At 40.0% G+C, this 25,733-nt stretch carries 20 protein-coding genes and 2 pseudogenes; 10 read left to right on the top strand and 12 right to left on the bottom strand.

The features are described 5' to 3' along the window. Positions 1-90 precede the first annotated feature (90 nt). The 4 genes and pseudogenes from U2718_RS32160 to U2718_RS32145 form a co-directional block, all read right to left on the bottom strand. Positions 91-978, bottom strand: coding sequence for an SMP-30/gluconolactonase/LRE family protein (locus tag U2718_RS32160; protein ID WP_341994514.1), 888 nt, complete (start codon positions 976-978; stop codon positions 91-93). Positions 979-1,020: 42 nt separating this feature from the next. Then, positions 1,021-1,263, bottom strand: a pseudogene (locus tag U2718_RS32155) (Uma2 family endonuclease); the annotation flags it as partial. Beyond that, positions 1,257-1,555 (bottom strand): annotated as a pseudogene (locus U2718_RS32150) (type II toxin-antitoxin system Phd/YefM family antitoxin). The pseudogenes U2718_RS32150 and U2718_RS32155, both read right to left, overlap by 7 nt. A 111-nt stretch (positions 1,556-1,666) precedes the next feature. After that, positions 1,667-2,605, bottom strand: coding sequence for an NAD-dependent epimerase/dehydratase family protein (locus tag U2718_RS32145; protein WP_341994516.1), 939 nt, complete (start codon positions 2,603-2,605; stop codon positions 1,667-1,669). A gap of 306 nt (positions 2,606-2,911) precedes the next feature. On the opposite strand from U2718_RS32145, the gene U2718_RS32140 reads away from it, so the two are divergent. From U2718_RS32140 to U2718_RS32120, 5 genes are all read left to right on the top strand, one after another. Continuing rightward, positions 2,912-4,045 carry a glycosyltransferase gene (locus U2718_RS32140; RefSeq protein ID WP_341994518.1) on the top strand — a complete coding sequence of 378 codons (1,134 nt, stop codon included), beginning with the start codon at positions 2,912-2,914 and terminating at the stop codon, positions 4,043-4,045. A 112-nt stretch (positions 4,046-4,157) separates the two neighbouring features. After that, positions 4,158-4,991 carry a sugar transferase gene (locus U2718_RS32135; RefSeq protein WP_341994608.1) on the top strand — a complete coding sequence of 278 codons (834 nt, stop codon included), beginning with the start codon at positions 4,158-4,160 and terminating at the stop codon, positions 4,989-4,991. A 445-nt stretch (positions 4,992-5,436) separates the two neighbouring features. After that, the gene (gene gmd, locus U2718_RS32130) at positions 5,437-6,516 is read left to right on the top strand and encodes a GDP-mannose 4,6-dehydratase (RefSeq protein WP_341994520.1); all 1,080 of its coding nucleotides are present in this window, start codon (positions 5,437-5,439) and stop codon (positions 6,514-6,516) included. Positions 6,517-6,539: 23 nt separating this feature from the next. After that, on the top strand, positions 6,540-7,484 hold the full coding sequence (locus tag U2718_RS32125) for a GDP-L-fucose synthase (RefSeq protein ID WP_341994522.1): 945 nt from the start codon (positions 6,540-6,542) through the stop codon (positions 7,482-7,484). Positions 7,485-7,598: 114 nt separating this feature from the next. Beyond that, complete coding sequence (locus U2718_RS32120) at positions 7,599-8,168, top strand: 5-formyltetrahydrofolate cyclo-ligase (protein WP_341994523.1); 570 nt, start codon at positions 7,599-7,601, stop codon at positions 8,166-8,168. A 41-nt stretch (positions 8,169-8,209) separates the two neighbouring features. Here U2718_RS32120 and U2718_RS32115 read toward each other — a convergent pair whose 3' ends face one another. Next, positions 8,210-10,408, bottom strand: coding sequence for an ATP-binding protein (locus tag U2718_RS32115; RefSeq protein ID WP_341994525.1), 2,199 nt, complete (start codon positions 10,406-10,408; stop codon positions 8,210-8,212). Between the two features lie 1,421 nt (positions 10,409-11,829). Here U2718_RS32115 and U2718_RS32110 point away from each other — a divergent pair. Further along, a complete protein-coding gene (locus U2718_RS32110; RefSeq protein WP_341994527.1) occupies positions 11,830-12,669 on the top strand; it encodes a carbohydrate ABC transporter permease in 840 nt (279 codons plus the stop codon). An 840-nt stretch (positions 12,670-13,509) separates the two neighbouring features. Here U2718_RS32110 and U2718_RS32105 read toward each other — a convergent pair. Together U2718_RS32105 and U2718_RS32100 are read right to left on the bottom strand one after the other, a co-directional pair. Beyond that, entirely contained in the window at positions 13,510-14,922 is a 1,413-nt protein-coding gene (locus tag U2718_RS32105; RefSeq protein ID WP_341994529.1) for a pentapeptide repeat-containing protein, read from the bottom strand. 132 nt (positions 14,923-15,054) lie between these two features. Beyond that, positions 15,055-15,732, bottom strand: coding sequence for a pentapeptide repeat-containing protein (locus tag U2718_RS32100; protein WP_341994531.1), 678 nt, complete (start codon positions 15,730-15,732; stop codon positions 15,055-15,057). A 287-nt stretch (positions 15,733-16,019) separates the two neighbouring features. Between U2718_RS32100 and U2718_RS32095 the strand changes: the two genes are divergently transcribed. The 3 genes from U2718_RS32095 to U2718_RS32085 all read left to right on the top strand — a co-directional run bounded on the left by U2718_RS32095 (position 16,020) and on the right by U2718_RS32085 (position 20,012). Beyond that, on the top strand, positions 16,020-16,196 hold the full coding sequence (locus tag U2718_RS32095; protein WP_341994533.1) for a hypothetical protein: 177 nt from the start codon (positions 16,020-16,022) through the stop codon (positions 16,194-16,196). Between the two features lie 305 nt (positions 16,197-16,501). Next, positions 16,502-18,820 (top strand): selenide, water dikinase SelD, encoded by a 2,319-nt coding sequence (gene selD, locus U2718_RS32090; protein WP_341994535.1) that lies wholly within the window; start codon positions 16,502-16,504, stop codon positions 18,818-18,820. A gap of 319 nt (positions 18,821-19,139) precedes the next feature. Beyond that, positions 19,140-20,012, top strand: a complete 873-nt coding sequence (locus U2718_RS32085) for a PEP-CTERM sorting domain-containing protein (protein WP_341994537.1) — start codon at positions 19,140-19,142, stop codon at positions 20,010-20,012. Between the two features lie 89 nt (positions 20,013-20,101). Here the strand turns inward: U2718_RS32085 and U2718_RS32080 are convergent, their stop codons facing one another. From U2718_RS32080 to U2718_RS32065, 4 genes are all read right to left on the bottom strand, one after another. After that, positions 20,102-20,911 carry a potassium channel family protein gene (locus tag U2718_RS32080; RefSeq protein WP_341994539.1) on the bottom strand — a complete coding sequence of 270 codons (810 nt, stop codon included), beginning with the start codon at positions 20,909-20,911 and terminating at the stop codon, positions 20,102-20,104. A gap of 2 nt (positions 20,912-20,913) precedes the next feature. Continuing rightward, positions 20,914-22,197: a TIGR00341 family protein gene (locus U2718_RS32075; RefSeq protein ID WP_341994541.1), complete on the bottom strand. Its 1,284-nt coding sequence runs from the start codon at positions 22,195-22,197 to the stop codon at positions 20,914-20,916. 76 nt (positions 22,198-22,273) lie between these two features. Then, complete coding sequence (locus tag U2718_RS32070) at positions 22,274-22,402, bottom strand: hypothetical protein (protein WP_341994543.1); 129 nt, start codon at positions 22,400-22,402, stop codon at positions 22,274-22,276. Between the two features lie 108 nt (positions 22,403-22,510). After that, a complete protein-coding gene (locus U2718_RS32065; protein ID WP_341994545.1) occupies positions 22,511-22,915 on the bottom strand; it encodes a hypothetical protein in 405 nt (134 codons plus the stop codon). 570 nt (positions 22,916-23,485) lie between these two features. Here U2718_RS32065 and U2718_RS32060 point away from each other — a divergent pair. Then, the gene (locus U2718_RS32060) at positions 23,486-24,814 is read left to right on the top strand and encodes an AAA-like domain-containing protein (RefSeq protein WP_341994546.1); all 1,329 of its coding nucleotides are present in this window, start codon (positions 23,486-23,488) and stop codon (positions 24,812-24,814) included. Positions 24,815-24,836: 22 nt separating this feature from the next. Here the strand turns inward: U2718_RS32060 and U2718_RS32055 are convergent, their stop codons facing one another. Further along, a complete protein-coding gene (locus U2718_RS32055) occupies positions 24,837-25,667 on the bottom strand; it encodes a DUF3386 domain-containing protein (protein ID WP_341994547.1) in 831 nt (276 codons plus the stop codon). Between the last annotated feature and the right edge of the window lie 66 nt (positions 25,668-25,733).

Here is a 25,733-nt window from a genome sequence, read left to right as displayed (position 1 = left end):
GCCACCAGGCGGCAGCCCACAAACCCTCGTTACCAGGTTCAACCTGGTAACGAGAACTATGTCTTGATTCCCGTGTTCTCATCTGTTGTTTTAACCAAGAAAATTATAAGCGGGCAATCCGATCATCTGTGTTGGCAGAGCAAACAAATCGCCAGAGTAAAAACTTTTTTGGATCTCCTCTTCGCTGAGTCCAACCGAAGCAGTGGTGATGTAAAGTGTCTGCAAGTCTTCACCACCAAAAGTACAACAACTAGGACGCTGTACAGGTAGAGGTATCCGCCCTATCTCTTCACCTTGAGGGTTAAAGCGAATTACGCACCACCCATCCCACATCGCCACCCAGATATGTCCTTCACTATCAACCGTTAGCCCATCAGGATAAAAAGATTCACTCGTTAAATCCACAAAAACACGGCGATTGCGAATATTACCTGTTTCAGCATCAAAATTGTAAGCATAAATTTTCTGCTGGTCAGAATCAGCCAAGTAAAATGTATTTTGATCGGGACTCCAGCCTAATCCATTAGAAATTGTCAGCCCTGTTTCCATTACGTGTAATGAACCATCAGGATCGTAACGATAAAGGCTACCTTGAGTTTTACCAGGACACATGGAACCAAACCAAAATCGTCCTTTAGGATCGCATTTACCATCATTTAAGCGATTATCAGGCATATCTGCTTCTACCTGGATAATAGGCATTACCTCACCTGATTGAGTGTTGAGAAATGCCAAACCATGCCGCAGTGCTACAATCAACCGATTCGCACCCGCTAAAGCAACAGAGCCAACTACATCTCCAACATCAAAAAATACATTCTGTTCAGTCACAGAGTTAAATTGGTTGACTCGATGGTTGTAAATATCAACCCAATAAAGCAACTTGTTGGTTGAATCCCAAACAGGGCATTCTCCCAAACGAGCACGCGCCGTCAAAATATTGTTGAGTTTATACTGAGGTGAATTGATCACAGACATAAGCTAAACCAAAAAACTGACAAAGCGATCGCCTCATTTAGCTTAATTCCATACAAAGTGTAAGTTCAATACAAACCCCGGCAATACATCTTCTCCCAATAGAGTTAATGGTTGCTCCAGTACTTCTACTTCCTGCCCAATACGATATATTTCGCTCAAAATATCCGATGGGGACATCAACTCCAAAACAAAGCCAAGTTGAGTTTGTTCATTTCACAAGACAAATCGTGTTGTCAGTTTGGCATTGCGTTTACCAGTTTCCCCTCCTGTGGGCAGCATTACAATTTCTCTTCTTGCTCAAGCCTCAACTCCTGCTGCAATTCTTGAATAGTTTGGGTTTTATTTTACCAGTTTTAGACTCCTCCATTGCATCCATTAACCGACGAGCATTATTAGGCGATCGCAATAAATAAACTGTCTCTATCAAACTCATCAAATCTGACTCAGAAATTAAGGCTACATTTTCACTATCACGACGATTAATGATATATATTTGATGGTTTTCTACTACCAAATCTAACAACTTAAAAAAATCATTTCTGGCATCTGTTGGGGATGTAATTTTGTAGGGAAAAATTAGCTTATGTACAGCAATATGTACATATATTATATAATGCTGCTGAATATCAGCCTCACGAAGAGTGCTGATACTCATCAACAGCTACAGTTGACAGTTAACAATTAACGATTAGCTATTTGCTTGCAAAATCTCTTCATCTACAGAAAAATCAATTTCTATCTTGTCTCTTCCTAATGCCAGATAATCATTTTGGAACGAGTCTTCTAATCCAGAAATCAGATCATACTCAGGCTGCCAATTCAATTGTGTGATTGCTTTATTTACTGAAGCAAAGAAATGTTGCATCCGTAGGGGAAAAGCTTTACGCTTACCAAAATCAAATTTTTTCGGATCGTAATGCACGATTTTAATTTTATCCGGAGATTTATCAGCAGCAACAGCACAAGCACGCGCTAAACCATCAAACGTGACAAAACGATCGCCAGAGACATTGTAAACCTGCTGAATCGCCTGAGAATTATCTAAAACTTTTGTCATTGCCCCTGCCAAATCTTTGACGTGTCCTAACTGGGTAATATGCAGTCCATTACCAGGAATAGGAATGGGGCGATCGCGTACAATCCGATCAAAAAACCAAGCTTCTAAATCATTGTAGTTCTGGGGGCCGTAGATATACGTCGGACGAATCGAAGTAAAAGGAATTTCCACTTCCCTTAGATAAGCTTCTGTTTCATGTTTACCCCGATGACGGCTTTTAGGATCAACTGGATCGCCTTCAACATGAGGTAACTGGTCTGATTTGAGGTATACTCCAGCAGAACTCATATATATAAAATGCTGCACACGGTCTTGAAAAATTTCTACCAGTGGTTGAGTATCACTGAGTTCCCGCCCGTTGTTATCAAAAATAGCATCAAAATTTTCTCTAGCAAGTTTTTCTTTAAGCTGGGTAGCGTCTGTGCGATCGCCTGTAATTTGTCCTACACCCTCAACTGGTGTCGGACGATTGCCACGATTGAACAACACCACCTCATGCCCTTTTTGTACTAGCAGTTGAGTCAAATAGACACCAATGAATCGAGTGCCACCCATAATCAGAATTCGCATAAATCCCCAATTCCTATCTCAATAATTCTGGGGCTAGAGGCTAGGGGCTAAGAAGAGGACAAGGGGAATGTTTTTGATAAATTCTCCCACTCCCCCACTTCCCCCTCTCCCCCTCCTCTTATTTGTCCCTAATCCCTAGCCCCTAATCTGAGATTATCAGGTTGCGACATTTGTGGAACTTCTTTTGGAATAGTTACGTCTTTTAACTGATATGGGGCATTTCCCATTTTTTGATTACAAAGGGAAACTTTTCAGTTAATCTCATTATTTATCTAATTTTTTTAAACCACTTATCAAAAGTTAGCTGTGCCCTTGAAATATGCTTTAGTGCATGAGTGGCTGACACCTAAAGCCACTGGCGGTTCAGAACAAGTTGTGCGGGAAATCCTCACTCACGTAGATGCGGACTTATATGCCCTCATCGATTTTGAATCCAGCAACCCAGAAAGTTATTTATACAAGCGTCAAATTGGTACGACGTTTCTCCAGCACTTTCCCTTCGCCCGCAAAGGAGTACAAAATTATTTACCTCTTTTACCCTTCGCCATTGAACAACTCGATTTGCGGGAATATGACGTCATTCTCTCTTCCTCTCACGCCGTCGCTAAAGGCATTCTGACTACTTCCGATCAGTTACATATTTGTTACTGCCACAGTCCCATGCGCTATGCTTGGGACTTGACTTTTGATTATCTGCGCCACAGCAAACTAGGCAGTGGTGTAACTGGTTGGGCAACACGTTATTTATTACACCATTTGCGTTTGTGGGATGTAACTAGCGCTAATCGTGTTGATTACTTTATTGCTAATTCCCAGCACACAGCTCGTAGAATTTGGCGCTGTTACCGCCGAGAAGCAACTGTTATTTATCCACCTGTTGATATCGATAGTTTTCCTTTTATTCCTGAAAAAGAGGATTTTTATCTGACTGTTTCCCGGTTAGTAAGTTACAAACAAGTATCTTTAATAATTCGGGCTTTTAACCAAATGCAAAAAAAACTAGTAGTAATTGGCACAGGAGCAGAAATGACGAAAATCCGTGAGATAGCAAACTCTAATATACAAATACTGGGATGGCAACCCGATGCGGTTGTTAAAAAATATATGGCTCATGCCAAAGGATTTGTGTATGCAGCTTGTGAAGATTTTGGTATTGCCTTAGTAGAAGCCCAAGCTTGTGGCACACCTGTAATTGCCTATGGTGTCGGCGGTGCCAAAGAAACGGTGCGAGATATTCGTGATTGGGGAGAAACAGGAACGGGTGTTTTGTTTGGCGAACAAACAGAAACAGCATTGATAGAAGCCACAGAAATCTTTGAAGCTTATCAAGGTAAATTCAATCCAGAGTATGCGCGATCGCACGCTAATCAGTTTTCTCGCCAAATTTTTTCCCAGCGTTATCTAGAATTTTTACACAAATGTATTGAACAAAAACCTTGAGTAGCATACAAAGTTAATTTTTAGTGCAGGGTTTTGCAAAAAAGCTCCCAGAAACACCTGCTTTTGGCTTTAAGATTGGGACTATGTGTGGTGTGGATTATTAAGGATTATGATGACTGCCCAGAGCTCACTCCTCTTTGGCAAGCGATCGCGTAGCACATCTGGCACGGGGCGCTCTTTTTCAAACAGTGTTACCCCGTCCGAAGTACTGACGCAACCCAACGAAACGAGGTTGACGTCAATTGGGCGATCGCGTACGTTCTTAAAACGCGGTCAACCTAGAAAGACGCGTAAAGTTAAGCTCAAAGGTTTATCCCTTCAGGCTTTAAACGGAGAGTTTGGCAAACGCCTGTTCGATATAATTTTTTCGCTCTCTGTGCTGATTTTGTTTTCCCCCGTCTACTTAATATTGGCCTCGCTGATTGCTCTAAGTTCAAACGGCCCTATTTTTTATGTCCAAGAACGGGTTGGAAAAAACTACAAGTCATTTAACTGTATCAAGTTCCGCACAATGGTGAGCAATGCCGACGAAATCCTCATGCAAATGATGGATACATCACCTGAGTTGCGCAAAGAATTTGAAACCAGTTTTAAACTCAAGCACGACCCTCGGATTACAAAGATTGGAAAATTTTTGCGAATTACTAGCTTGGACGAATTTCCTCAGTTTTGGAATGTCTTAAAGGGGGATATGAGTGTTGTCGGCCCTAGACCTTTAGTAGCGGAAGAATTACCCAAGTACGGCTACCATATCGATGAGATTTTAACAATTCGACCTGGAATCACCGGATTATGGCAAGTTTCTGGTCGCAATGACATTCCCTATCCCCGACGAGTTCAAATAGACCTGCATTATGTCAAATTCAGGAATTTTTGGCTCGATTTATGGATTATTTTGAAAACTGTTCGTGTAGTCGTTCTGCCCAAAGATAACGGAGCTTATTGAAAGATTAGTACTGCAATGATTTTCTGGGGCAGTTAATAACCCCAGAAGTCAACTCTTCACACATTAATTAATCTCTCACTAAAAAATTTTAGATAATCAAAATTTCAGAGTTTATTTATCTGATCCGCTTTGAGTTTTTGTTCATTTTCTAATGTGTTATTTACTACAATCATCTACTTAAGCTTAATTTATTCTTTATGAAATCTTTCAATATATAAATTATTAGTAAAGAGTAAGATTACTATTTGCTGGATATCAACAATTTTTTGCCGATTTGCTAGGTAATAACCTTAAAGTTATTTTAAAATCAGCGTATTTACTGAGTTAAAGTGGCTAAGAAACAAGCGAAATTCGTAGGTTTCCCATTGAGCAACACAGTAATTACTTGCTAGTTTGTACGAAGTCGCTTGTATAAATATCATCAAAAGGATAAGGGCAATTGAGCATGACGCAACCGAAGCGAGCTTTGATTACTGGTATTACCGGTCAAGATGGCTCCTATTTGAGCGAGTTTTTACTTGAACAAGGTTACGAAGTTCATGGTATTATTCGCCGGACTTCAACATTCAACACAGACCGTATAGATCACATTTACGAAGATCCTCACAAAGAGGGAGTGCGACTGTTTCTTCACTATGGCGACTTAACTGACGGCACTACACTACGTCGCATCTTAGAAGAAGTGCAGCCAACCGAAATTTATAACTTGGGTGCTCAATCCCACGTCAGGGTAAGTTTTGATTCACCCGAATACACCGCAGATGCAGTTGGAATGGGAACGCTGCGTTTGTTGGAAGCAATCCGTGATTATCAGCATCGTACCGGGATTCAGGTGCGTTTCTACCAAGCTGGTTCTTCAGAAATGTTTGGTTTGGTACAAGAGGTACCTCAAAAAGAAACAACACCATTTTATCCCCGCAGCCCTTATGCTTGCGCTAAAGTTTACGCCCACTGGCAAACGGTAAATTATCGCGAATCTTACGGCTTGTTCGCTTGCAATGGCATACTTTTTAACCATGAATCTCCACGTCGGGGTGAAACATTTGTGACGCGTAAGATCACAATGGCAGTTGCTCGGATTTTTGGTGGAAGACAGAAAAAGCTTTATATGGGCAATTTAGATGCCAAACGTGATTGGGGTTACGCCAAGGATTACGTTAGGGCAATGTGGATGATGCTACAACAAGATAAGCCTGAAGACTACGTGATTGCCACTGGTGAAACTCACTCAGTCCGAGAATTTCTAGAACTAGCATTTAGTTATGTAAATCTTGATTGGCAAGAGTATGTGGAGTTCGATCCACGCTATCTCCGCCCAGCAGAAGTAGAGTTGTTAATTGGTGATTCTGCAAAAGCACGGCAAAAGTTGGGTTGGAAACCTTCGGTAACATTTGAAGAACTAGTCGCCTTAATGGTAGAAGCAGACTTGCAAGCTTTAGGTTTGACTTCCCCTAATGGCAATGTAGTCAAAGCAATTAAAGATAATGCGATGATTCGACAAGAGTTGGGCGTGCTTCACTTGTAAAAAAACACGAGCAAAATATCATAATGAAGGCCTTAGAACTGAATAATAAAAGGATTCTAGTCACTGGAGGCTCTGGTTTTCTTGGACGTCAGGTGATAGATTGTCTCGTGAAAGCAGGAGCAAATCGGGAGAAAATTACGGTGCCGCGATCGCGCGATTGCGACTTGCGTTTGATGGAAAACTGCCAACGTGCAGTCGATCAGCAAGATATTGTCATTCACCTTGCAGCCCACGTTGGTGGTATCGGTCTCAATCGCGAAAAACCCGCCGAATTGTTCTACGATAACTTGATGATGGGAACTCAGCTGATTCACGCTGCCTATCAAGCGGTCGTAGAAAAATTTATCTGTATAGGCACTATTTGTGCCTATCCAAAATTTACTCCGGTACCATTTAACGAAGACAACCTATGGAATGGCTATCCAGAGGAAACTAACGCCCCCTATGGAGTAGCAAAAAAAGCTTTGTTAGTACAGTTGCAAGCTTACCGCCAACAGTACGGCTTTAACGGCATTTATCTTTTGCCTGTGAATTTATACGGGCCAGAAGATAATTTCGATCCTAGAAGTTCTCATGTAATTCCAGCCTTAATTCGCAAAGTTCACGACGCCCAAATTAAGGGAGACAAGAAAATTTCTGTTTGGGGTGATGGTAGTCCTACCCGTGAGTTTCTCTATTCTGAGGATGCGGCACGGGGAATTGTGATGGGTAGTCAATTTTATAACGACCCAGAACCAGTTAATTTAGGAACAGGTTATGAAATCTCGATCCGCGATTTGATTAACCTGATTTGTGAATTGATGGAATTTGATGGCGAAATTGTTTGGGAAACTGACAAGCCTAATGGGCAACCACGTCGTTGCTTGAATACACAAAGGGCGGAGAAAGCCTTTGGCTTCACTGCCCAAGTGGACTTAAAAAAAGGGTTGAAGAATACGATTGACTGGTGGCGGCAAAATGCTGCTTAAGTTTAATATGTCAAATTAAATTAGGCATAATATAACCACAAAGGCACCAAGATACATATAAATGTTTCTTTGGTGTCTTTGTTTCTTCTTGGTTAATTTTCTATGCATAATTGAATGGAAAAAACACAACTACGCCGATCGCTTTTAAAAAAACGTCAATTAATGTCAGTTACAGAATGGAAACAAAAGAGCGATCGCATCTGCACCCACCTGCTCACATCAACCTTATTTACTCAAGCAAAAACAATCCTGGCTTATTTCAGCTTTCGCCAAGAACCTGATTTGAGCTTTTTGTTTGGCAATAGTAAAATCTGGGGATTTCCTCGCTGTGTCGGCGATTCCTTGTACTGGCACATTTGGACACCAAAGGAATCTTTACAGATTGGAGCTTATGGCATTAACGAACCCCATCCTCATGCCCCAACAATAGATTCCACTGAGGTGGATTTAATTCTTGTACCTTCTGTTGCTTGTGACTATCAAGGTTATCGCTTGGGTTACGGTGGGGGATATTACGATCGCTTGCTGGCGGCACCTGAGTGGGCTAATAAAACTACTATTGGCATTGTTTTTGATTTTGCTTATTTACCTCAATTACCGATTGAATCTTGGGATAAACCTTTAGGTGCTGTTTGTACAGAAACTGGATTAAAGTATATCCATTTTGATGCTGTGAAATCTTAACTGAACTGGATTAGATGAGATTAATTCTGTAAGTTAAACTTTTAGACTGCCTGACAAACTCGCTGTCTAATCGGCAATTGAATTATAAACTCTGTTCCTTTGTCAGGGGTAGAAAAACATTCTAATTGACCACCATGTTTTTCAGTAATAATTTGATAGCTAATAGCCATGCCCATGCCTGTTCCCTTACCTACGGGTTTGGTGGTGAAGAAAGGATCAAAAATACGATTTTTAACCTGCTCTAGCATTCCCGATCCGTTGTCGGCGATCGCAATTTCTACAGACTGCGAGTCAATGACTGAAGTACGGATAGTTATCTGATTTGGAGTTTCCTCTATTTCCTGGTGGGTGCGCTTGGCATTTACCTCATCGAGGGCATCGATTGCATTCACCAGAATATTCATCAACACTTGATTGAGTTGTCCGGGATAGCATTCTACTTGGGGTAAGTTGGCATAATCTCGAATCACTTCAATTGCCGGACGTTCTGATTTTTCTTTGAGACGGTGTGCCAAAATCAACAGCGTGCTTTCAATCCCCTCATGAATGTCAACTGTTTTAAATTCCGCTTCATCCATGCGGGAAAAGTTACGCAACGATAAAACTATCGTCCGAATTCGATTAGTCCCGATTTTCATCGAAGACAGCATTTTCTTTAAATCATCAACTAGAAACTCCAAATCGATTTCGTCGGCTAGCGCTTGAATTTCTAGATCATTGCTGGGGTGGCGTTGCTGGTAGAGTTGGATCATCCGCAGCAAATCTTGAGTGTATTCATTCAGGTGAGTAATATTGCCGTGAATAAAGTTGACTGGGTTATTGATTTCATGGGCTACGCCCGCTACTAGTTGACCCAAACTTGACATTTTTTCGTTCTGAACTACTTGTGCTTGGGTGCGTTGCAACTCACTTAAGGCGGTTTTGAGTTCGCTAGTGCGTTCTTCTACCCGATCTTCTAGCTCTGCTTTACTGTTCTCTAAGGCAGTAAAGGATTCGCGCAATTGCCCTGCCATGTGATTAAAGGAGTGGGCAAGTGTGTTGAGTTCTTGAACGCTACTGTTGTCTAGTGTTTGCTCTAAATTACCAGATGCCATTGCCTGACTTGCTAGATTCATGCGCAAAATCGGGCGTGTAATCCAGCGGGAGGTGAAATAGCCCATCAGGGTTGCCACAATCAATGCTCCTAGACAGAGCAAAATGGTAGTGCGGGTATTGGTGTTGATTTGTGCCATAAAAGCGTGTTCCGGCACACTAACCACCACTAGCCAATCCAGTCCATATTGGTCACGCCAAGGGGTAACATAAACAAAATGTGTCTCTCCTTGCCAGTTCAGTTGCAGTTTTCTGGGTTTAGTAATGGACTGGAATCCCTTTAAGGTTTGTTGGAGTTGTTTGGCAATGCTCTGAACTGTTGGATCAGAACTGTCTGTAGCTTTCAACCGCTGAATATTATCTTTGACCAAAGTAAAGGGTTGTTGAGTGCTAGAGTTTGCGATTAGCATTCCATTGCGCTCCACAATAAAAACCTGTCCATTGCGGCTGACATCCAAACGTCTTAAAAACTCACTTAGCTTCAATAGATGGATGTCTGCGCCAACCATCCCCAGCAATCGATTTTGGGCGTCATAGATGGGGCGACCAGCGGAGGCAGCGATATATGGATAGTTGTAATTTATGGTGACGATCCGCGACCAGATAGGTCTTCCCGCTTTCACGGGTTCTGTGTACCAGGGTTCTTTAAAGTTGTTCCAATCAAAAGTATCAATGACACGGGTACGATCGCCTTGATTATCTATGGCATAGCTGTACCAATTTTTCGGCGGCTTGGCACTCCAATCATCAATCGTGACAGTTTTACCGTCATACCGTCCTGCCCCTGCTCCTTCACCTGTTGTCAGTCCAATACCGATGTAAGACAAGTCATGCACCTGCATCTGTTTCCAGAAATACTTGCTGACAGTTTGGCGATCGCGCACATCCAATAATCCCATCTGGATCGCATCAGCATTAATCTGATTCACTTTATGAGGAATCGATAAATAGGAATTCAGGTGTTGGTCTACTAGACTGCTAGTTCGATTCATTAACTGATCTGCCAAGTTGTTCACGGCTTTCTGCCCATTTTTAAAGGACAGGTAGCCCACCAGACCAACTGCTCCAAAAATTTGTAAAACAAATGGAACAATAAGAACAAGCTGTAATGGGAAAGCTTTAACTTTGCTGGAGTGAGGCCTCTTCATCAGTCTGTTTTTCTCAAACGTTTTTTCTGAGTAAGTGGTTCACCTGTTAGTGAATAGGCAAAACTTTATACTCGTAAACTTAGTATTCCCACAGAAATTATACAATCAACACATTGTCAATATGGTTCTGTTGAGCATTTGGATAGTATGAAAAAATTTATGGTCAAAGCAGGTGGCAAGACATATTAGAGAAAAGATATACTCGTTTAATAAAAAATATTCAATAAAACATATCTATTTTATCTATGCAATAAAGCACTTGGTCTCAATTGATTGCGTGGTTTTTTACCTTAATTTTTATCAGCATTGTATTGATAATATTCAATCCACCTTTCTTTCGTTCGTTCAAATGTAGAACATTTTGAACAAACTTCTACGAAACTTATATTTCAAATTAGATTTGTCTTTTTGAGAGTTTTTAGTTTATTTTTTGCTACTTTTCCATTTGTAATCGCAATTATATTTATAATTGCTATTTTTATATTTCCATTTGCAACAAGCTTGAGTTGTAATCATTCTGTTGCACAGACTTATAATTTGGGTGTGATGTAGGTTTTAGCTATGAAGAAAGACAACTTATTGTTAATAGTATTGAGGCATTTATTAACTCTAAGTGATACCTTGTGATGCCTTTCTCTTTTTCTTAAAAATACATAATTTAAAAACACCAAGACTTACGCACGAGTTATGGAATAATAAACCGCAGAGAACGCAGAGGACACGGAGTTAAGAGAATTTTAGAGGAATTTTACGTAAGTCCTAACACTAAAGAATGCAGAGAAGAGAAAGAGTATATTAGCTATTTAATAAAAATTAAGTCTAGCAGCCACCTGCTAGACTTAAGGTAATTCATGGCATCGCAATTAAGATGGTAAATCGCGATATTCAAAAATTGATTGATGGGAGTAATTACAATGAAGGGTGGACATAATACACAGGGAACTAGCTTGCCTAAGTACATCCTAGTCTTTTCAAGAAACTTGCAGTTAAAAATTCTGCATGATTACACAAGCACTCTATTAACAAAAATCAGAACAGTGCAAATCTGAATGTTAGGCTTGATAATCTTTCTTGTTGAATAGGCTTGATAATCTTTCTTGTTGAATGTTCTAGGGAAGCAAAGTATCACTGCGTTGGACTCAGGCAGGAGGCACGAGCCATAGTCCGGAAATTTGGAGTATTAACGTGTGCCTGTCGTTAATTTTACTTGCTCTCAATTATTAGATTATCAGCTTGACACTAAAAGTCAATCAAATTCTTAAGAAAATATTACAAAAAATATAAATATGGTCAGGATGTGATTAAAAAGGCAAGTCTCGGCTGTTTTAGAACTCACTCAGATACAAGCTTGGCAATCCAAAATTGGTATAAGCTACAGATTTATGATGAGTAACCGAGCGCAGTTTTTGTAGAGGTTTAATATGAATTCTTCGAGTGGTAATTCACAGTTCAAAGTTCTGGGAGTGTATGGATTGTTGGGAGCGATCGCAGCTGCGACGCTCTTCCCCCTACTTTGGCTTGTGAGTACGGCGTTAAAATCTCAAACCGAAAATATTTTTCAGTCGCCGCCGCAGTTATTGCCAGCTCAACCAACTTTTGAGAACTTTGTGACGGTGTGGCAAACCAATCCTTTTGGACAGTACCTGTTCAATAGTACCCTGGTGGCGTTGCTAACTGTAGGCTTAAATTTACTGTTTTGTGCTTTAGCTGCTTATCCCTTGGCAAGGCTATCTTTTGTGGGCAGAGACTGGATTTTTATTGCGATCGTCTCTACAATCATGATTCCTTTTCAGATTGTGATGATTCCTCTATACATTTTGACAGTCCAGCTAGGTTTGAGAAATACTTATTTGGGTGTGATTTTTCCTGGTTTAGCCTCTGCCTTTGGTATTTTTCTATTGCGGCAGGCTTTTATGAGCGTTCCCAAAGAGATGGAAGAAGCAGCACGTATGGATGGTTGTTCTGAGTTAGGCTTGTGGTGGTATGTTATGTTGCCAGCCATTCGTCCAGCACTGGTTACACTAGCAATTTTTGTTTTTATTGGTTCATGGAGTGACTTTCTTTGGCCTTTAATCGTCATTCAAGATGAAAATTTATATACTCTTCCTTTGGGAGTAGCCAAGCTAGCAGGTACATTTTCTCTAGACTGGCGCTTGGTAGCTGCTGGCTCTGTAATTTCTATCGCTCCAGTACTGTTACTATTCTTATTTTTACAACGTTATATTGTACCTACAGAAACTGGTAGCGGTGTGAAAGGGTAAATACTTAGTAACAATCTAAAATAAGTAATATCATTGTTGGATTTTTAGAAACATTTTTATTCACATAAAAACTCAACAGTTTTTATTAAAAAAACAATAAGTGATGAAAATTATTAATTATATATACTTAGAAAATCAAAAATTATTTGTTTGTTGTAACCAGATAAAAGTGAAAGAAAAAAACAATGAACAACTAAGTAGGAGAAAAAATCAAGATGATTTTATAAAGAAGCGAGAAACCTTACAAATCTTTCTAATGCTAGGTTATATCATCTAACTTCTACTTAGTCTTCACGAAAAATCTTTATTCCTATCTACTTGTATATCTTTAATTAAGATGACTGCAATATCTATTAAGTATGAAAAATAATATGCCAAGATAGGCGGATATATAACTGTGTTTGTCGCAATTAAAATATATAAAAACTATGCGCTATCCACAGCAAATCCAAAGGAGCAAAATTTATCTTTTGATTCTTGCTATAGTTGCTTTTGGCACTTCATCGTTCACTTTCATACTGCTTTACAGTTCTCAGCTTGCAGCAAATAGTTCAACCTCTACTTCCAGCCATCCAACGTCAATTCCCTGGATCGAGAGTAAGTTAGAATGCGAAAATACGAATAGAACTTGGCATGATAGTAAATGTTGGGATGACGAACATAGTGAGATGTTTTAGGTAGAAGGCAGAAGGCAGTAGACGCGGTACACGCAAAGCGGCTACTTACCCTGCACCGAACCCCCACGGGGAACAGAAGTCGCTATGCGCAAGAGCGTAGGTACGGTGTATCCGTTGGTAGGAAAGAAAGTTTTAAAATGTTGCTTTAACTACACTTCTCAAGTCAAGTTTCAGATTCCATTGCTGATGTTTGTGAGTGTTGCGATCGCATCCAATTGGCTGGAGCTTCGAGATAGTCAGGTAAAACAGTTGTGTGATCGCCAACTGCAAATTGAATCTGCTGTAATTGCAAATTTTTGGCTCCTCTTAAAATTGCCCCTTGTAGTTTAACATCATCAAGATTGGCTCCAAATAAGTTGGCTCCCATCAGATTTGTACCGCAGAGATTAGCTTCATGAAACATTGCTTGTTGCAGATTGGCTCCCATCAAATTTGCTCCCAACAAATCGGCTTCTCTGAGGCTAGCTTGATCCAAATTCGCAAAAAATATCTCTGTTTGTTGGAGTTTGGCTGCATTCAGGTTTGCTTGCTCCAAGTCAGCGCCATTGAGGTTAGCACCTTTGAGGTTAGCACCAATGAGACCACTCAGCTGTAGTTTAGCTTTACCAAGTTTTGCTCCTTGTAAGTTCGCAAGAAATAACTTTGCTTTGGAGAGATCGGCAACTTTTAGGTTTGCTCCTTGCAAATTAGCTTTGTAGAGATTTGCTCCCGAAAGGTTAGCTGCACGCAAACTTGCCCCAGATAAATTAGCAGAACGTAAGTTCGCTTCAGCTAAGTTGGCTCGATTTAAGTTCGCTCCACTGAAGTTAGCTGCTTGTAGATTGCATGATCGTAAATTAGCTTCGTAGAGAATTGTTCCGCAGAGTTTGGCATTCTCAAGATTAGACTCAAACAAGTCAGATCCTCGCAATTGTGCTCTTGTCAAGTCAGCTCCGCTTAAATCTAGGCTTTGTAGTTTAGCATTTGTTAGATCTGCTTGCCTGATCACTGCATTCCGTAAATCTAGTTTCTGATTTTCTCGATCTCGCTCTACATTACGTCTACCAATCACAGTCATGGCTGCTTGGATATCAGTAGAAATTATCGGTATTTTTGCTAGTTCCTCTTTAATACCAGCTTTCTCTCGTACAAATGCAGAGATAATTTCCATGATTGTCCAATATTCTTGTGGAGAATCCTGAGCAACCTTTTCTAGTATGTAAATCGCCCCTGTTCGTGTTGCCACATCCTCATGCCCTAACTGAGTAATTGCAGTCATCAGGCGCTCTGTAATTAATTGCTCTTGCGCTAGCTGTAAATTTTTTATACTAATTTCATGATTTTTCTCAGTAGCGATCGCACTATTTTGAATTGCTTCTGCACGCTTTGCTGCATAGTAAGCATTAACCATAACTGCTAATCCTAGAAAAAATATGGCTGTTGTAGTTAATGCTTGATTTTTGTTTGCTATTTTCTGTTCAGTTGACAATTCCTCAACTTGCGAATCAATAAATATACTCGCAGCCGATGACAGACTCAATAGTATTGTTATTGCTATCAAACAACTTTTCAGCACGTCTGTCTTTTTGGCAGACATAAAAATAGTGTTCCTCATTACAAATAAGGAGTGGAGGGAAGTATAAAGAGCAAAATTATAGCATTTATCCAAAAATGAAACTATATATCAAAAAATACAATTGAGGATTTAACTATGATTAAAAATATCTGCTCAATAGATATTTGCATCTCGTAAATTAGTGCCGACAAGATTTGCTCTCTCAAGGTTTGTGCCATGAAGATTAGCTAGAAACAAGCTCGCCTCAGTAAGGTTAGCACCAGTCAAATTTGCTGTACGTAAGTTTGCTGCATGCAAAATAGCTCTAGAGAGATTAGCACCACTTAGATTAGCTTCAGATAGATTTGCTGCACTAAGAATTGATTCCTGCAAGTTTGCATCAACAAGATTAGCTTCAGATAGATTTGCCTGATAGAGATTTACGCCCTGTAGATTAGCTTTGTGAAGATTTACTCCCGGTATGTTCGTGTGGCTTAAATCAAGTTGCTGATTTTCTGGATCTTTTGTAGCATCTCTTCTAGCAATAACACTTAAAGCAGCTTGAATATCTGCACGAATTTTTGATGACGGGTTGCTCTCTATTTCTACTTTGGCAAGAAAGGTGGTATTGTTTCGTACAAAAACAGAAAGATTTTCTATAATTTTCCAGTGGTACTGTGGATAATCTTGAGAAATTTGTTCTAATGTATCAATTGCAGCCAAGCTGGTTTCTATATTCTCATTACCTAAATTTTGTAGTGCTATCACCAATTGTTTTTTAACGAACTTCGGTGAAGATATTGGTTTACTTAGCCAATTAGCAATTTTACGAGAGAATAATTTCTCTAACAAAATCTTATCTCCACTAGCTCAATTTTTATCTGTCCTAGCAGGATTGATGGCGATCGCATCCAAAAGTACATATATGATAATTTTTGATACTTGAATTTTTAAGAGATTTTTATCGTCTTAATTATCGTCTTAATATATAGTACCAATTTCAGATCACAAAGAGCTATCCCACTAAGGCATCCAGGAGTAGACTGTCTTCATATCTCCAAGTAGATGAGCTTGCAGGATGAAGACGGCTTTCTCGTTACTCCTCTATATTAGAACTGATTCACTTCGGAGGTTAGCTTGTGTTTGAGCAACAGTTTCTACGTCTGGATGGCTTCACCAAAGCAGAACAGATTCAGACGACAGCTCATGTAAGTGAGGCAATTAACCAAGCAGGAGCTTGGATTACTGACTTTCACCTGTACTCAAACATCTTAAATCTGCATCAATTTTTAAGTGCCGAGTGCCAACTTGGATAGACTCGCTGCCTCTCTACAATAGACAGATTTGCATTTGAGTCAGCAGAGCCTAGAGCAACTCATACCTATAAAGAGCTAATAGGGACATTGCAAATCACATTTATACACAATGAACCCGACTTGCTCCGAGAGGTGCCTGCTGTTCCAGGATAAGAGCCAGAGTGAGGCATCTAAAATATTGACGAGACATTGAACTTAACATTCAGAAGTTAGAATATTATTGATTCTGGTTTCTACTTTAACAGCATTATAGATAACTAAATCAATGGTAGTAGCTCGGACAGAAGTATTTGCCAAATATTAATATGCAGCAAAATTTACAGCCTATTATTCAAGATTTAGTGCTGATTGGTGGTGGTCATACTCATGCAATAGTGCTGCTAATGTTTGGTATGAAACCTCTACCGGGAGTGCGAATAACTTTAATTACTGAAAGCTATGATACACCCTACTCTGGGATGTTACCAGGACACATTGCCGGATTCTATAACCATGATGAATGCCACATTGACTTGCAACCTTTAGCAAAATTTGCTCAAGCACAGTTGTATATAAATCGAGTCATAGGTTTAGATTTAGAAAATAACAAAGTAATTTGCGCTCATCATCCGGCAGTAACTTTTGATTTACTGTCAATTGATATTGGTAGCACTCCAGCGACGATATCTGTAGCAGGAGCAGCAGAATATGCAATTCCGGCAAAACCAGTATCGAAATTATTGAAACATTGGTATCAAATTGTCGAAAATCTTGCACAAAAACCGCAGGAATCGCTAACTATTGGAATCGTGGGTGGAGGTGCTGGTGGTGTGGAATTAGCACTATCGATGCAGGCTCATTTAGAGGAGATAAAAAGAAGGGCAAGGGAATTATCTGGTAAAACTTTCCATGATGAAAGTTCGATTCCCAATCTAAAGATTCATTTGTTTCAGCGAAATGCTGAGTTAATGCCCAATTATCATGAGTCAGTACAGCATTTGGTGAACCAACTTTTGACTAATCGTGGTATTCAGGTGCATTTAGGGGAAAGTGTATGTCAAGTCGAACCGAATAAAGTTATATGTGAATCTGGTTTGACTGTGGAATGCAGTCACATTTTCTGGGTGACAGCGGCATCTGCGCCCTCATGGTTAAAAGCTGCGGGATTAGCGACTGATGAGCAAGGCTTTATTTTAGCCAACGATAGATTACAATCTTTGTCTCACCCGCACGTATTTGCTGCTGGAGATATCGCCACAATGGTAAATTATCCTCGTCCGAAAGCCGGAGTATTTGCTGTTCGGCAAGGTAAACCTTTGTTTGAGAACTTAAGGCGAATTTTACTAGGAAAACCCCTCAAACCCTACAAACCACAGAAACAATATTTAAGCTTAATTGGTACAGGCAATGGACAAGCGATCGCCACACGCGGTTCTTTTACCTTGCCACCTCACAAACTCTTGTGGCGCTGGAAAGACTGGATTGATCGCCGTTTTATGGAGAGGTTTAGTAATTTGCCTCAGATGGGAGAGCAAGAGGACACGGGGAATTTTTCTCTCTTTGCGTCTTCTTCAAGAATGCGCTGTGCTGGCTGTGGTTCTAAAGTTGGTAGTACAGTTCTAGAGAAAGTTCTCCACCGAATTAAACTAGAACAACCAATTAGAGAAGAAAGACAGGATATTGTTATTGGGTTGGATGCACCAGATGATGCGGCGGTGGTGCAAGTGCCAGCTAATCGATTCATTGTGCAGACGATAGATTATTTTCGCACTTTGATTAATGATCCCTATGTTTTTGGTCAAATTAGTGCTAATCATTGCTTGAGCGATATTTTTGCAATGGGGGCAACTCCTCAAAGTGCATTAGCGATCGCCACCATTCCCTACGCTGCACCCGCCAAAGTCGAAGAAACACTTTACCAAATGTTATCCGGTGCCGTAAAAGTGCTAAATCAAGCACAAGCACCCCTGATTGGCGGACACACTACTGAAGGTACAGAACTGGCATTTGGCTTAACTTGCAATGGTTTGGTTTACCCTGACAAACTTTTGCGTAAAGGCGGAATGCAGGCAGAACAAGTGTTAATTTTAACTAAAGCGCTGGGAACGGGGACGTTATTTGCTGCTGATATGCACCGTCAAGCCAAAGGGCGTTGGATTGATGCTGCCGTGGAGTCGATGTTGTTGTCAAATCAAGCAGCAGCTACGTGTTTCATGAAATATGGAGCAACCGCTTGTACTGATGTTACAGGTTTTGGCTTGCTCGGACACTTGATAGAAATGGTGCAAGCTTCTGGTGTAGCTGTGGAGTTGCAATTGGAAACCATTCCAGTTTTACCAGGCGCACGAGAAACTTTACAAAAAGGAATTTTTAGCTCAATACATCCCGAAAATTTACGTGCCTCCCGTTACATTGTCAACTTCGAGCAATGGGAAGATCATCCTAATTATTCTTTACTATTCGATCCGCAAACCTCTGGCGGTTTATTAGCCTCCATTCCTGTGGAACAAGCTGATAGTTGTCTAGCTGAACTGAAAGCTTTGGGGTATGAATCGAGTTGTGCGATCGCCCAAATCACAAAACATATTGCAGGTACACAGCCCATTACTCTGATTCACTATTCCTCTCTAATGCAAAATCTATAAACTTGCTTTGCAGAGTGCGCTGTGTTACTCAACACTTAGAATAGTATGTATTAAATTTTGCTCTAATTTTAGCTCTAGCCATTTTTATGTTTATTAATATACAATATAAATAAGTAATTATTACAAAAATTACTAGATATTTCCGACTTAAAGCGAGAATTTTCAATATAAAAGCAACATTGCATACTTAAGTATTAAACATATTATTGCTTAGGTAGTATACAGGTGTAATTGTATAGAAATATTGTGTTAGTACAATCACCTATAATCGCTGCATTTGAAAATTGCTGTAATTACTTACATGAATACATAAATCATTATGAGAAACAAAATAGTTGCTTTTACCATTGGATTAGCTATGCTGCTAACAGCTAACCGTGCAATGGCTTTGGATGGAGGATTAATTCTTTATGATGGCGCATCAGGCGTGACGCCCGATCAATATAATGCACCATCAAATTGGCTAATTTTTGGTTCTCCGAATGGAGGTACTCAAAGTTTCAACAGTGGTGTAACAAATTTGAATACCAGTGCGAGTAACAATAATGGTATATATGGTGGCTATAGCAACTATAATGTCGCAGTTACTCCAAATGCTACGTCTCCGTTTTTTAATATCACTCCTACTACCTTCGTTAACTCATCATTTCCCTCGCTAGATCGAAATGCTGGTTATAAGCTGAGTTTTACTGTGAGGATTAATTCCCAAGTAGATACTCAAGATCCAAGTCATCCTCGCGCCGGCTTCAGCGTCATAGTTCTCAGTAGTGATAAGCAAGGCATAGAAATAGGTTTTAGAACTAGTGATATTTTCTCTCAGGCTAATGCAAGTTTTGATGCTGTTGGTGAACAAGTAAGTAACGTTTCTAGTTTGCTATCAAGCTTAAGTAGTTATGATTTGAATATTTCTGGTAACTCCTATACGCTCAGTAGTGGTGCTACTCCTCTCTTGAATGGTTCGCTACGTGACTACACCACAGCTACCGGATTTGGAAGTGATGTTTACAGAACTTCTAACTTTATTTTTCTTGGAGATGATACCACATCTGCACGAGCTAACATCGACCTTCAATCTGTAAGTGTTACCACTAACACTGCTGCTGTACCCTTCGATTTTTCCACCACTCCTAGTACTTTAGCCTTAGTTGTAGGAGGTACTGTAAAACTTTTGCTGAGAAAGAAAAAGATATGAAAGTATCTGGTTTTGTGATCACATGTCTACTAAGCTGATAGGTACTGTAAATGAGCTATAGTAATTTAAGGCATGAATTATACTTATTTTTAAGAATCTCGCTCTAATAATTTCTGAATCTCTGCTCGCAAGGCAGCAATTTCATCATGTAGTGCCGTAATTGATTTTACACCAGCTACTTCCGCTTGGTCATCGTCTGCATCCCGACCGATAAAAAACGTGGCTAGAGTTGCTGTTACGTAGCCAAAGACAGCAAAAGCATATAAAGCTAGAAGAAAGCACAGTACCCTACCTTCTGGTGTTTTCGGCCAATATTCCGAACCCATTGTTGTCATTAGCATTGCTGTCCACCACAGGGCAGTACCATAATTAGTCAATCCAGAACCATCGGGAAGCTGATTTTCAAATGCATACATCCCCGCAGATCCAACTAGCGTGATAATTACTGTTAAAACTACCACATAGCCAAACCCACGACGGTTAAAACTAGCACTCAATGCCCGCATACCTCTATTGGTACTTGTCATCACCCGCAGCAACCGCAATCCTTGCACCGCTCTTACTGTTTGTAGCGTCCGCAGCACCTTAACTATACGGAAAATACGTAAAGCGGGTAAGAACAGAGAAACAACAGTGATCCAATTACGTTTGAGATAGGGGAGCTTGCGGGGTGATAATGTCAGTTCTAGCAAAAAATCAAGAATGAAAATTATCCAAATCGTGTTGCTAAACACTTCCAGCAAAGGATTTAATCCCCAGATTAACTCGATCACAAACAGTGCCAGCCATACAAAGGCAAGCACTAACATTGGAATTTCCAGCCATTCTTCTAGTTGCTGGAGGATTTCATGACGCTCTTTTTCTAAAGCTTGTTTGTGAGATGGAATGAGGCTACTCATAGTTACTTGCTTGCGGGCGGCTCAAGTACGATCGCATCTACCAGAGGTATAACATCAAAGTTTTGTTGCTGTAGACGGCTTTGAATAGCTTGGGTAAGTCGAGAGCGAATTTCTTCAGCAGAGATATCTACACCCTTGCGGCGTTGAACGTAAACTGTAGTCAGTAATGTGTTTTGTCCTGGGATTTGAGAACGGGTAAAGCGGGCATTTGTCTGAACCAAATCAACTAGAGGGTTTTGACTGACTACCTCTTCAATTTGAGCATCAGCTCGTTGAGCAAGAGTAGAGCGCTGTAAATCTGGAGGACTGTTAAATTGCCAAGTTAATAAAGCTGTCAAACCTAGCAAAGTCAATGCTAATGTGACAGGAAATAACCAGCTTTTGCCGCGTGTATAGCGTACTCCCCGCGCAGACAAACCAAAAAACCGGAACAACAATGCAGCTGTCAAATTAATTCCTACCAGTTGCAGCAGCAACAGGAACAAACCATTAATTACTAAATCCCATCGAGCGATCGCACTGCCCATGCCCACAATGCCTGCTGGAGGAGCCAAAGAAGCAGCCACAAGCATACCAGTAGCGGCACCAGATACCAGGCTACTGCGCTCAGATTGCACCAAATTCAGCGCCCCTGCTGCTCCGGCGGCTAAGGGTAATAAAACTGCTACGGAGGAAATTTGACTGCGCTCAATCATGAGGCTAGTGGCAATCTTTTGCTGTAAAATTAGACTAAGGATACCTGCAACTAAAATTGTCACTGCCAGTGCTGCAAAATAACGCAGAATACTGCGCCATAGTAGTTGGCGATCACCTCTAGCTGTAGCAATGGCTAAATTCATTGCCGGGCCTGCAAATGGGGCAATTAGCATTGCTGCTGTGAGTAGATAAGTGGTGTCAGTATACAAACCAATCCAGACAACAAAACCTGCCATTGCTGCATATCCGAGAAAGCCCTGCCAAGAGCCAACACTCTGCAAACCACTCAAAAATATCTCAATTGGGCTACGTTCTTCTACATTTGTGACTTGCTGCGGAGCTTCTGAAACTGGAGGGTGCAGAGGCATGACGCCAGTGGGTAGCAATGTGAAGCTTACTTTCGGTAGCTCTTCTAGTTTTGCTACCAGCTTTTCTACTTGACGATTGGAAACGTAAACCAGCACTACGTCTATTGGTTCATCGCTATTTGTTGCCTCAAATTTAGCAAGGTTTGCCCCGTTTAGAGACTTAGCAATATCAAGGACTTTGTTTCCTTGTCCTTGGGGAATTTGAATAATTAGTTGCCGCATATCACCCTCCTGTCGCTAAACATCTCGCATTGCAGGAGAGTTGCGTCTCTAGCTAGAGGTATATTTGACAATGCTATTATTGCAATCTAGGCACCAAAAGAATTGGGCTTAGTTTACTAATTTTGGAAGCAGGCTGGCGATCGCAAGAATCAAACTTCATCTTCAGGTTTTTGGCTTTGTCTTTAACAACCGCCGCCACTTTCATTTGATTGTCGCCAGTTGCTTCACCGAAAATCGGTTACATACTAAGCTTGCATTTATGTATTAAAGATTAAAAACAGATAATTTGGCGTTGATGATAATTTAATTACCATCACATCTGAGCTTGAATTACATTCTCCCGAATCGGTTCTTTCCCATCGGTGCCAATGATAAATCTTTTGGAATCGATAATGTAGTTGTGTTGAGCATCAGAACCAGAAAAGCGATCGCCTCTACGAGTTGCCGCCATTCTTTTATATCCTGAACCATCGTGATAAGTGATAATCATTTGAAAGCTAGCTTCCCCAGGGCAAATAGTTACTAGGTGTTTTGCAGTTTTAAACTGGGCTTCGGGTGTTTTTAGTCCACAAACTCCATATGCTTTTGCTTTTGGGGTGACGAATCCAGTTACCATTAGTAAAGTTGAACAGAATATACCTGTAGTTTTAATAATGTTGTTCATGGAATTCCCTAGTTTTCCTGTGACTTGATTGTGGAAAAAAAGATTTGCGATCATTTTCAATCTCCCATGTTTACCCTATTAATCTCAAGTGCAGATAAATCAGTTAAGCGACTTGAATTCAAATAAGCTTGAAACGCTCCCAAATTAATTACTAGGAATAATTAATAGATTCATTTCATAAATCTAGAGTCATTTACCACCAAAATACTATGAAAATTTATTCTCATAGTTAGATTGACAAATATCCTTGATTCCTCATCTAAAATTGTTTATTTAAAATTAAAGTTTTTTTAATTTCTTGCAGTTAAAAATATCACTTAAATCATTTAAGATTTTCTTACTCTCAAGAAATATCACTTAAATCATTTAATAGAAAATAATATACATATAATTTTTCATACCAATTTATTTAAGCATCACTACTTAAAAATATAAATTATTAGTGTAGAAACACTTCAAACAGTGTTTTTCTACCAAGCTTTCAAATTACGCCAAAATCTTTTTATACCATAGTGAAGCAAAGGCAAATCTCAAAATATACATTTTTATACTTAGTCACAAAAAATACTTTACTAGAAATATTTTATCCCAAAATCATATTTAGGATTACCTACTTATTAACAGATGAAAGAAGACAAAACTAAATTAAAACGAAAACGGGGAGTAGTTTTGACTGTTGTCGGATTGAGGAGATTACAAGCCGCAATTTTGGAAGAAGAGAGAACAGAAAGAGGAGGTAAACGTTTTACACAAGCAGAATTAAGCGATCGCATAGGAGTTTCCACCTCTAGCCTGAGTCGTTTATGGTCTTTAAGTTCTAGGATAGATCCACGTACTCTGCGAATATGTTTTAGTGCTTTTGATTTACAGCTGGATCAAAAAGATTACACCCTCTTCAATTCTCATGATATTAATCGTCTGGATAAAAGCAGTCAAGAAGATGAAGTAATAAATCGAGGTTTCTTGCCAAAACGTGAATTGTTCCCAACACAGCAAATAGTGACAGCGGGTACCACACCACCTCAACTTGTTTCCACACTTGTCTGTGCAGAGAAATTTGTAAGTGAAGTTACACCCAGGGAGCGATCGCTTAACTGTAACTATCAATCAAAATTGACTGTATATTGTAAATACCCTAGTGGGCCTTTACCTTTAGATTCTAAGTTATATATCTCTCGTCCTCCACTAGAAGAACTAGCATATCAAGAAATTATGCAACCTGGATGCGTGATTCGTATTGAGGGTTGTCGAGAGATGGGCAAAACTTCTCTGATGTTACGGCTATTAGCTCATGCTCGAACGTTAGGTTATAAAATTGTAAAACTAAATATTAATCAAGTTGATATTGATGTTCTACAAAAGTCTCAATTATTCATGAAATGGTTGGCTGCAAGTATTTCTCGTCAACTAGGCATAGAATTTCACGCCGAGAAACACTGGGACGAGGAAATTGGTAGTAAACTAAGCTGTACCCTGTACCTAAAAGAATGTTTGCTTGCATCTTTAGAAAAACCTTTATTATTGGTATTAGATGAAGTTCAGCATATTTTTGAATATCCTGATTTAGCCAGAGAATTTCTACCTCTGTTACGCTCATGGCAAGAAGAAGCACAACAAGACGAAGTATGGCAAAAGCTACGACTTGCAATTATTTATTCAACAGATGTTTCTCTTCCTCTTAATATCAATCAATCACCCTTTAAGATTGGACTACCATTGAAATTATCGGAATTTACTGATGAGCAAGTAATGGAATTAGCAGAACGGTATGGCATGGATTGGAGACATAATAAACAAGTACAGCAGCTAATGAAACTGATAGGGCGGCATCCAGCATTAATTAATATTGCTCTTTATCAACTTTGCTATCAACAATTAACATTAGAGGAAATCTTAAAAATGGCAAGCACACAAAAGCGTTCTCACTGCCGATTTTTTCCTGAGAATTTTTGAAACGGACTTGCGATCGCCAAAATCAAACTTCTTTTCTTGAGTCTGATGGTGTGTTACTCGTCGATTTTGGTAATAACTGGATGTTGTTGAAGTCTATCAAAGTAGTAGTCTGCTGCCCTTTTTGAAAGTTGCGAATTACCTGCCGCTTTAGTAGATAATAATCACCAATTTGCTGGTAAGTATCTTCAGATTCCTGTTCTCCCAACACTTCTTTTGTTTGAGGCTGTCGAAAGATAGTTCGATAACGTGTTGCCAGATAGCCTTTGGGAGTGACTAAGGAATCCAACAAGTTTACAGTAACCGATGTCTTTCCTAAAGTACGATTAACTTGAGTAATCTGATTTTTAGACACCTTGTAATGAGCGTCTGTTGACTCTCCCTTCTCAAAAATCTCTACAACACCTGTATTCTCAGTTTTACCCAGTTCATAAGTATGGTTTTTGTGTGCCACCTCAAACGGAATCCGACGACGGTGGATTGCAACCATGCGTAATTGCCCCTCAACTGTCTCACGTGCTTGTGCAGAATTTATGCCAGTTACTTCCACACTTAAGTCTGGTTTAACACGAATGTAGCCGTTGTGTTCTTCATTTCCTTGTTTAATTTTGACTTCAGCCGTATATCCTGGAAATTTTTCATCCCAAGTGTAGCGATTTAGGTAGGCAGCCCGAAATATGTCGCGAGCCGAGACAGTTGGAGTCTGGGTTGAGGTGTTTTTATCGGTGAGGAGACGCATATTTCTGGGTGGCAGACTTTGAGCGATCGCTTCTTGGGCTAACTGAGTTAATGCCAACAGAGTTAGAGCTAAACTCAAAACACACCACCTAGTCAGGTGTTTTTGTGATTGTTTCATCTCTTTAAACTCAGAACAACTGCTAAAAGTAATTGCGCTTGATCATACCTTGTCTTCATCCGTCTA

The sequence above is a fragment of the Chlorogloeopsis sp. ULAP02 genome (genome assembly GCF_038404745.2).
Lineage (GTDB): Bacteria > Cyanobacteriota > Cyanobacteriia > Cyanobacteriales > Nostocaceae > Chlorogloeopsis.
This window is presented reverse-complemented; position numbering and strand designations above follow the sequence as displayed.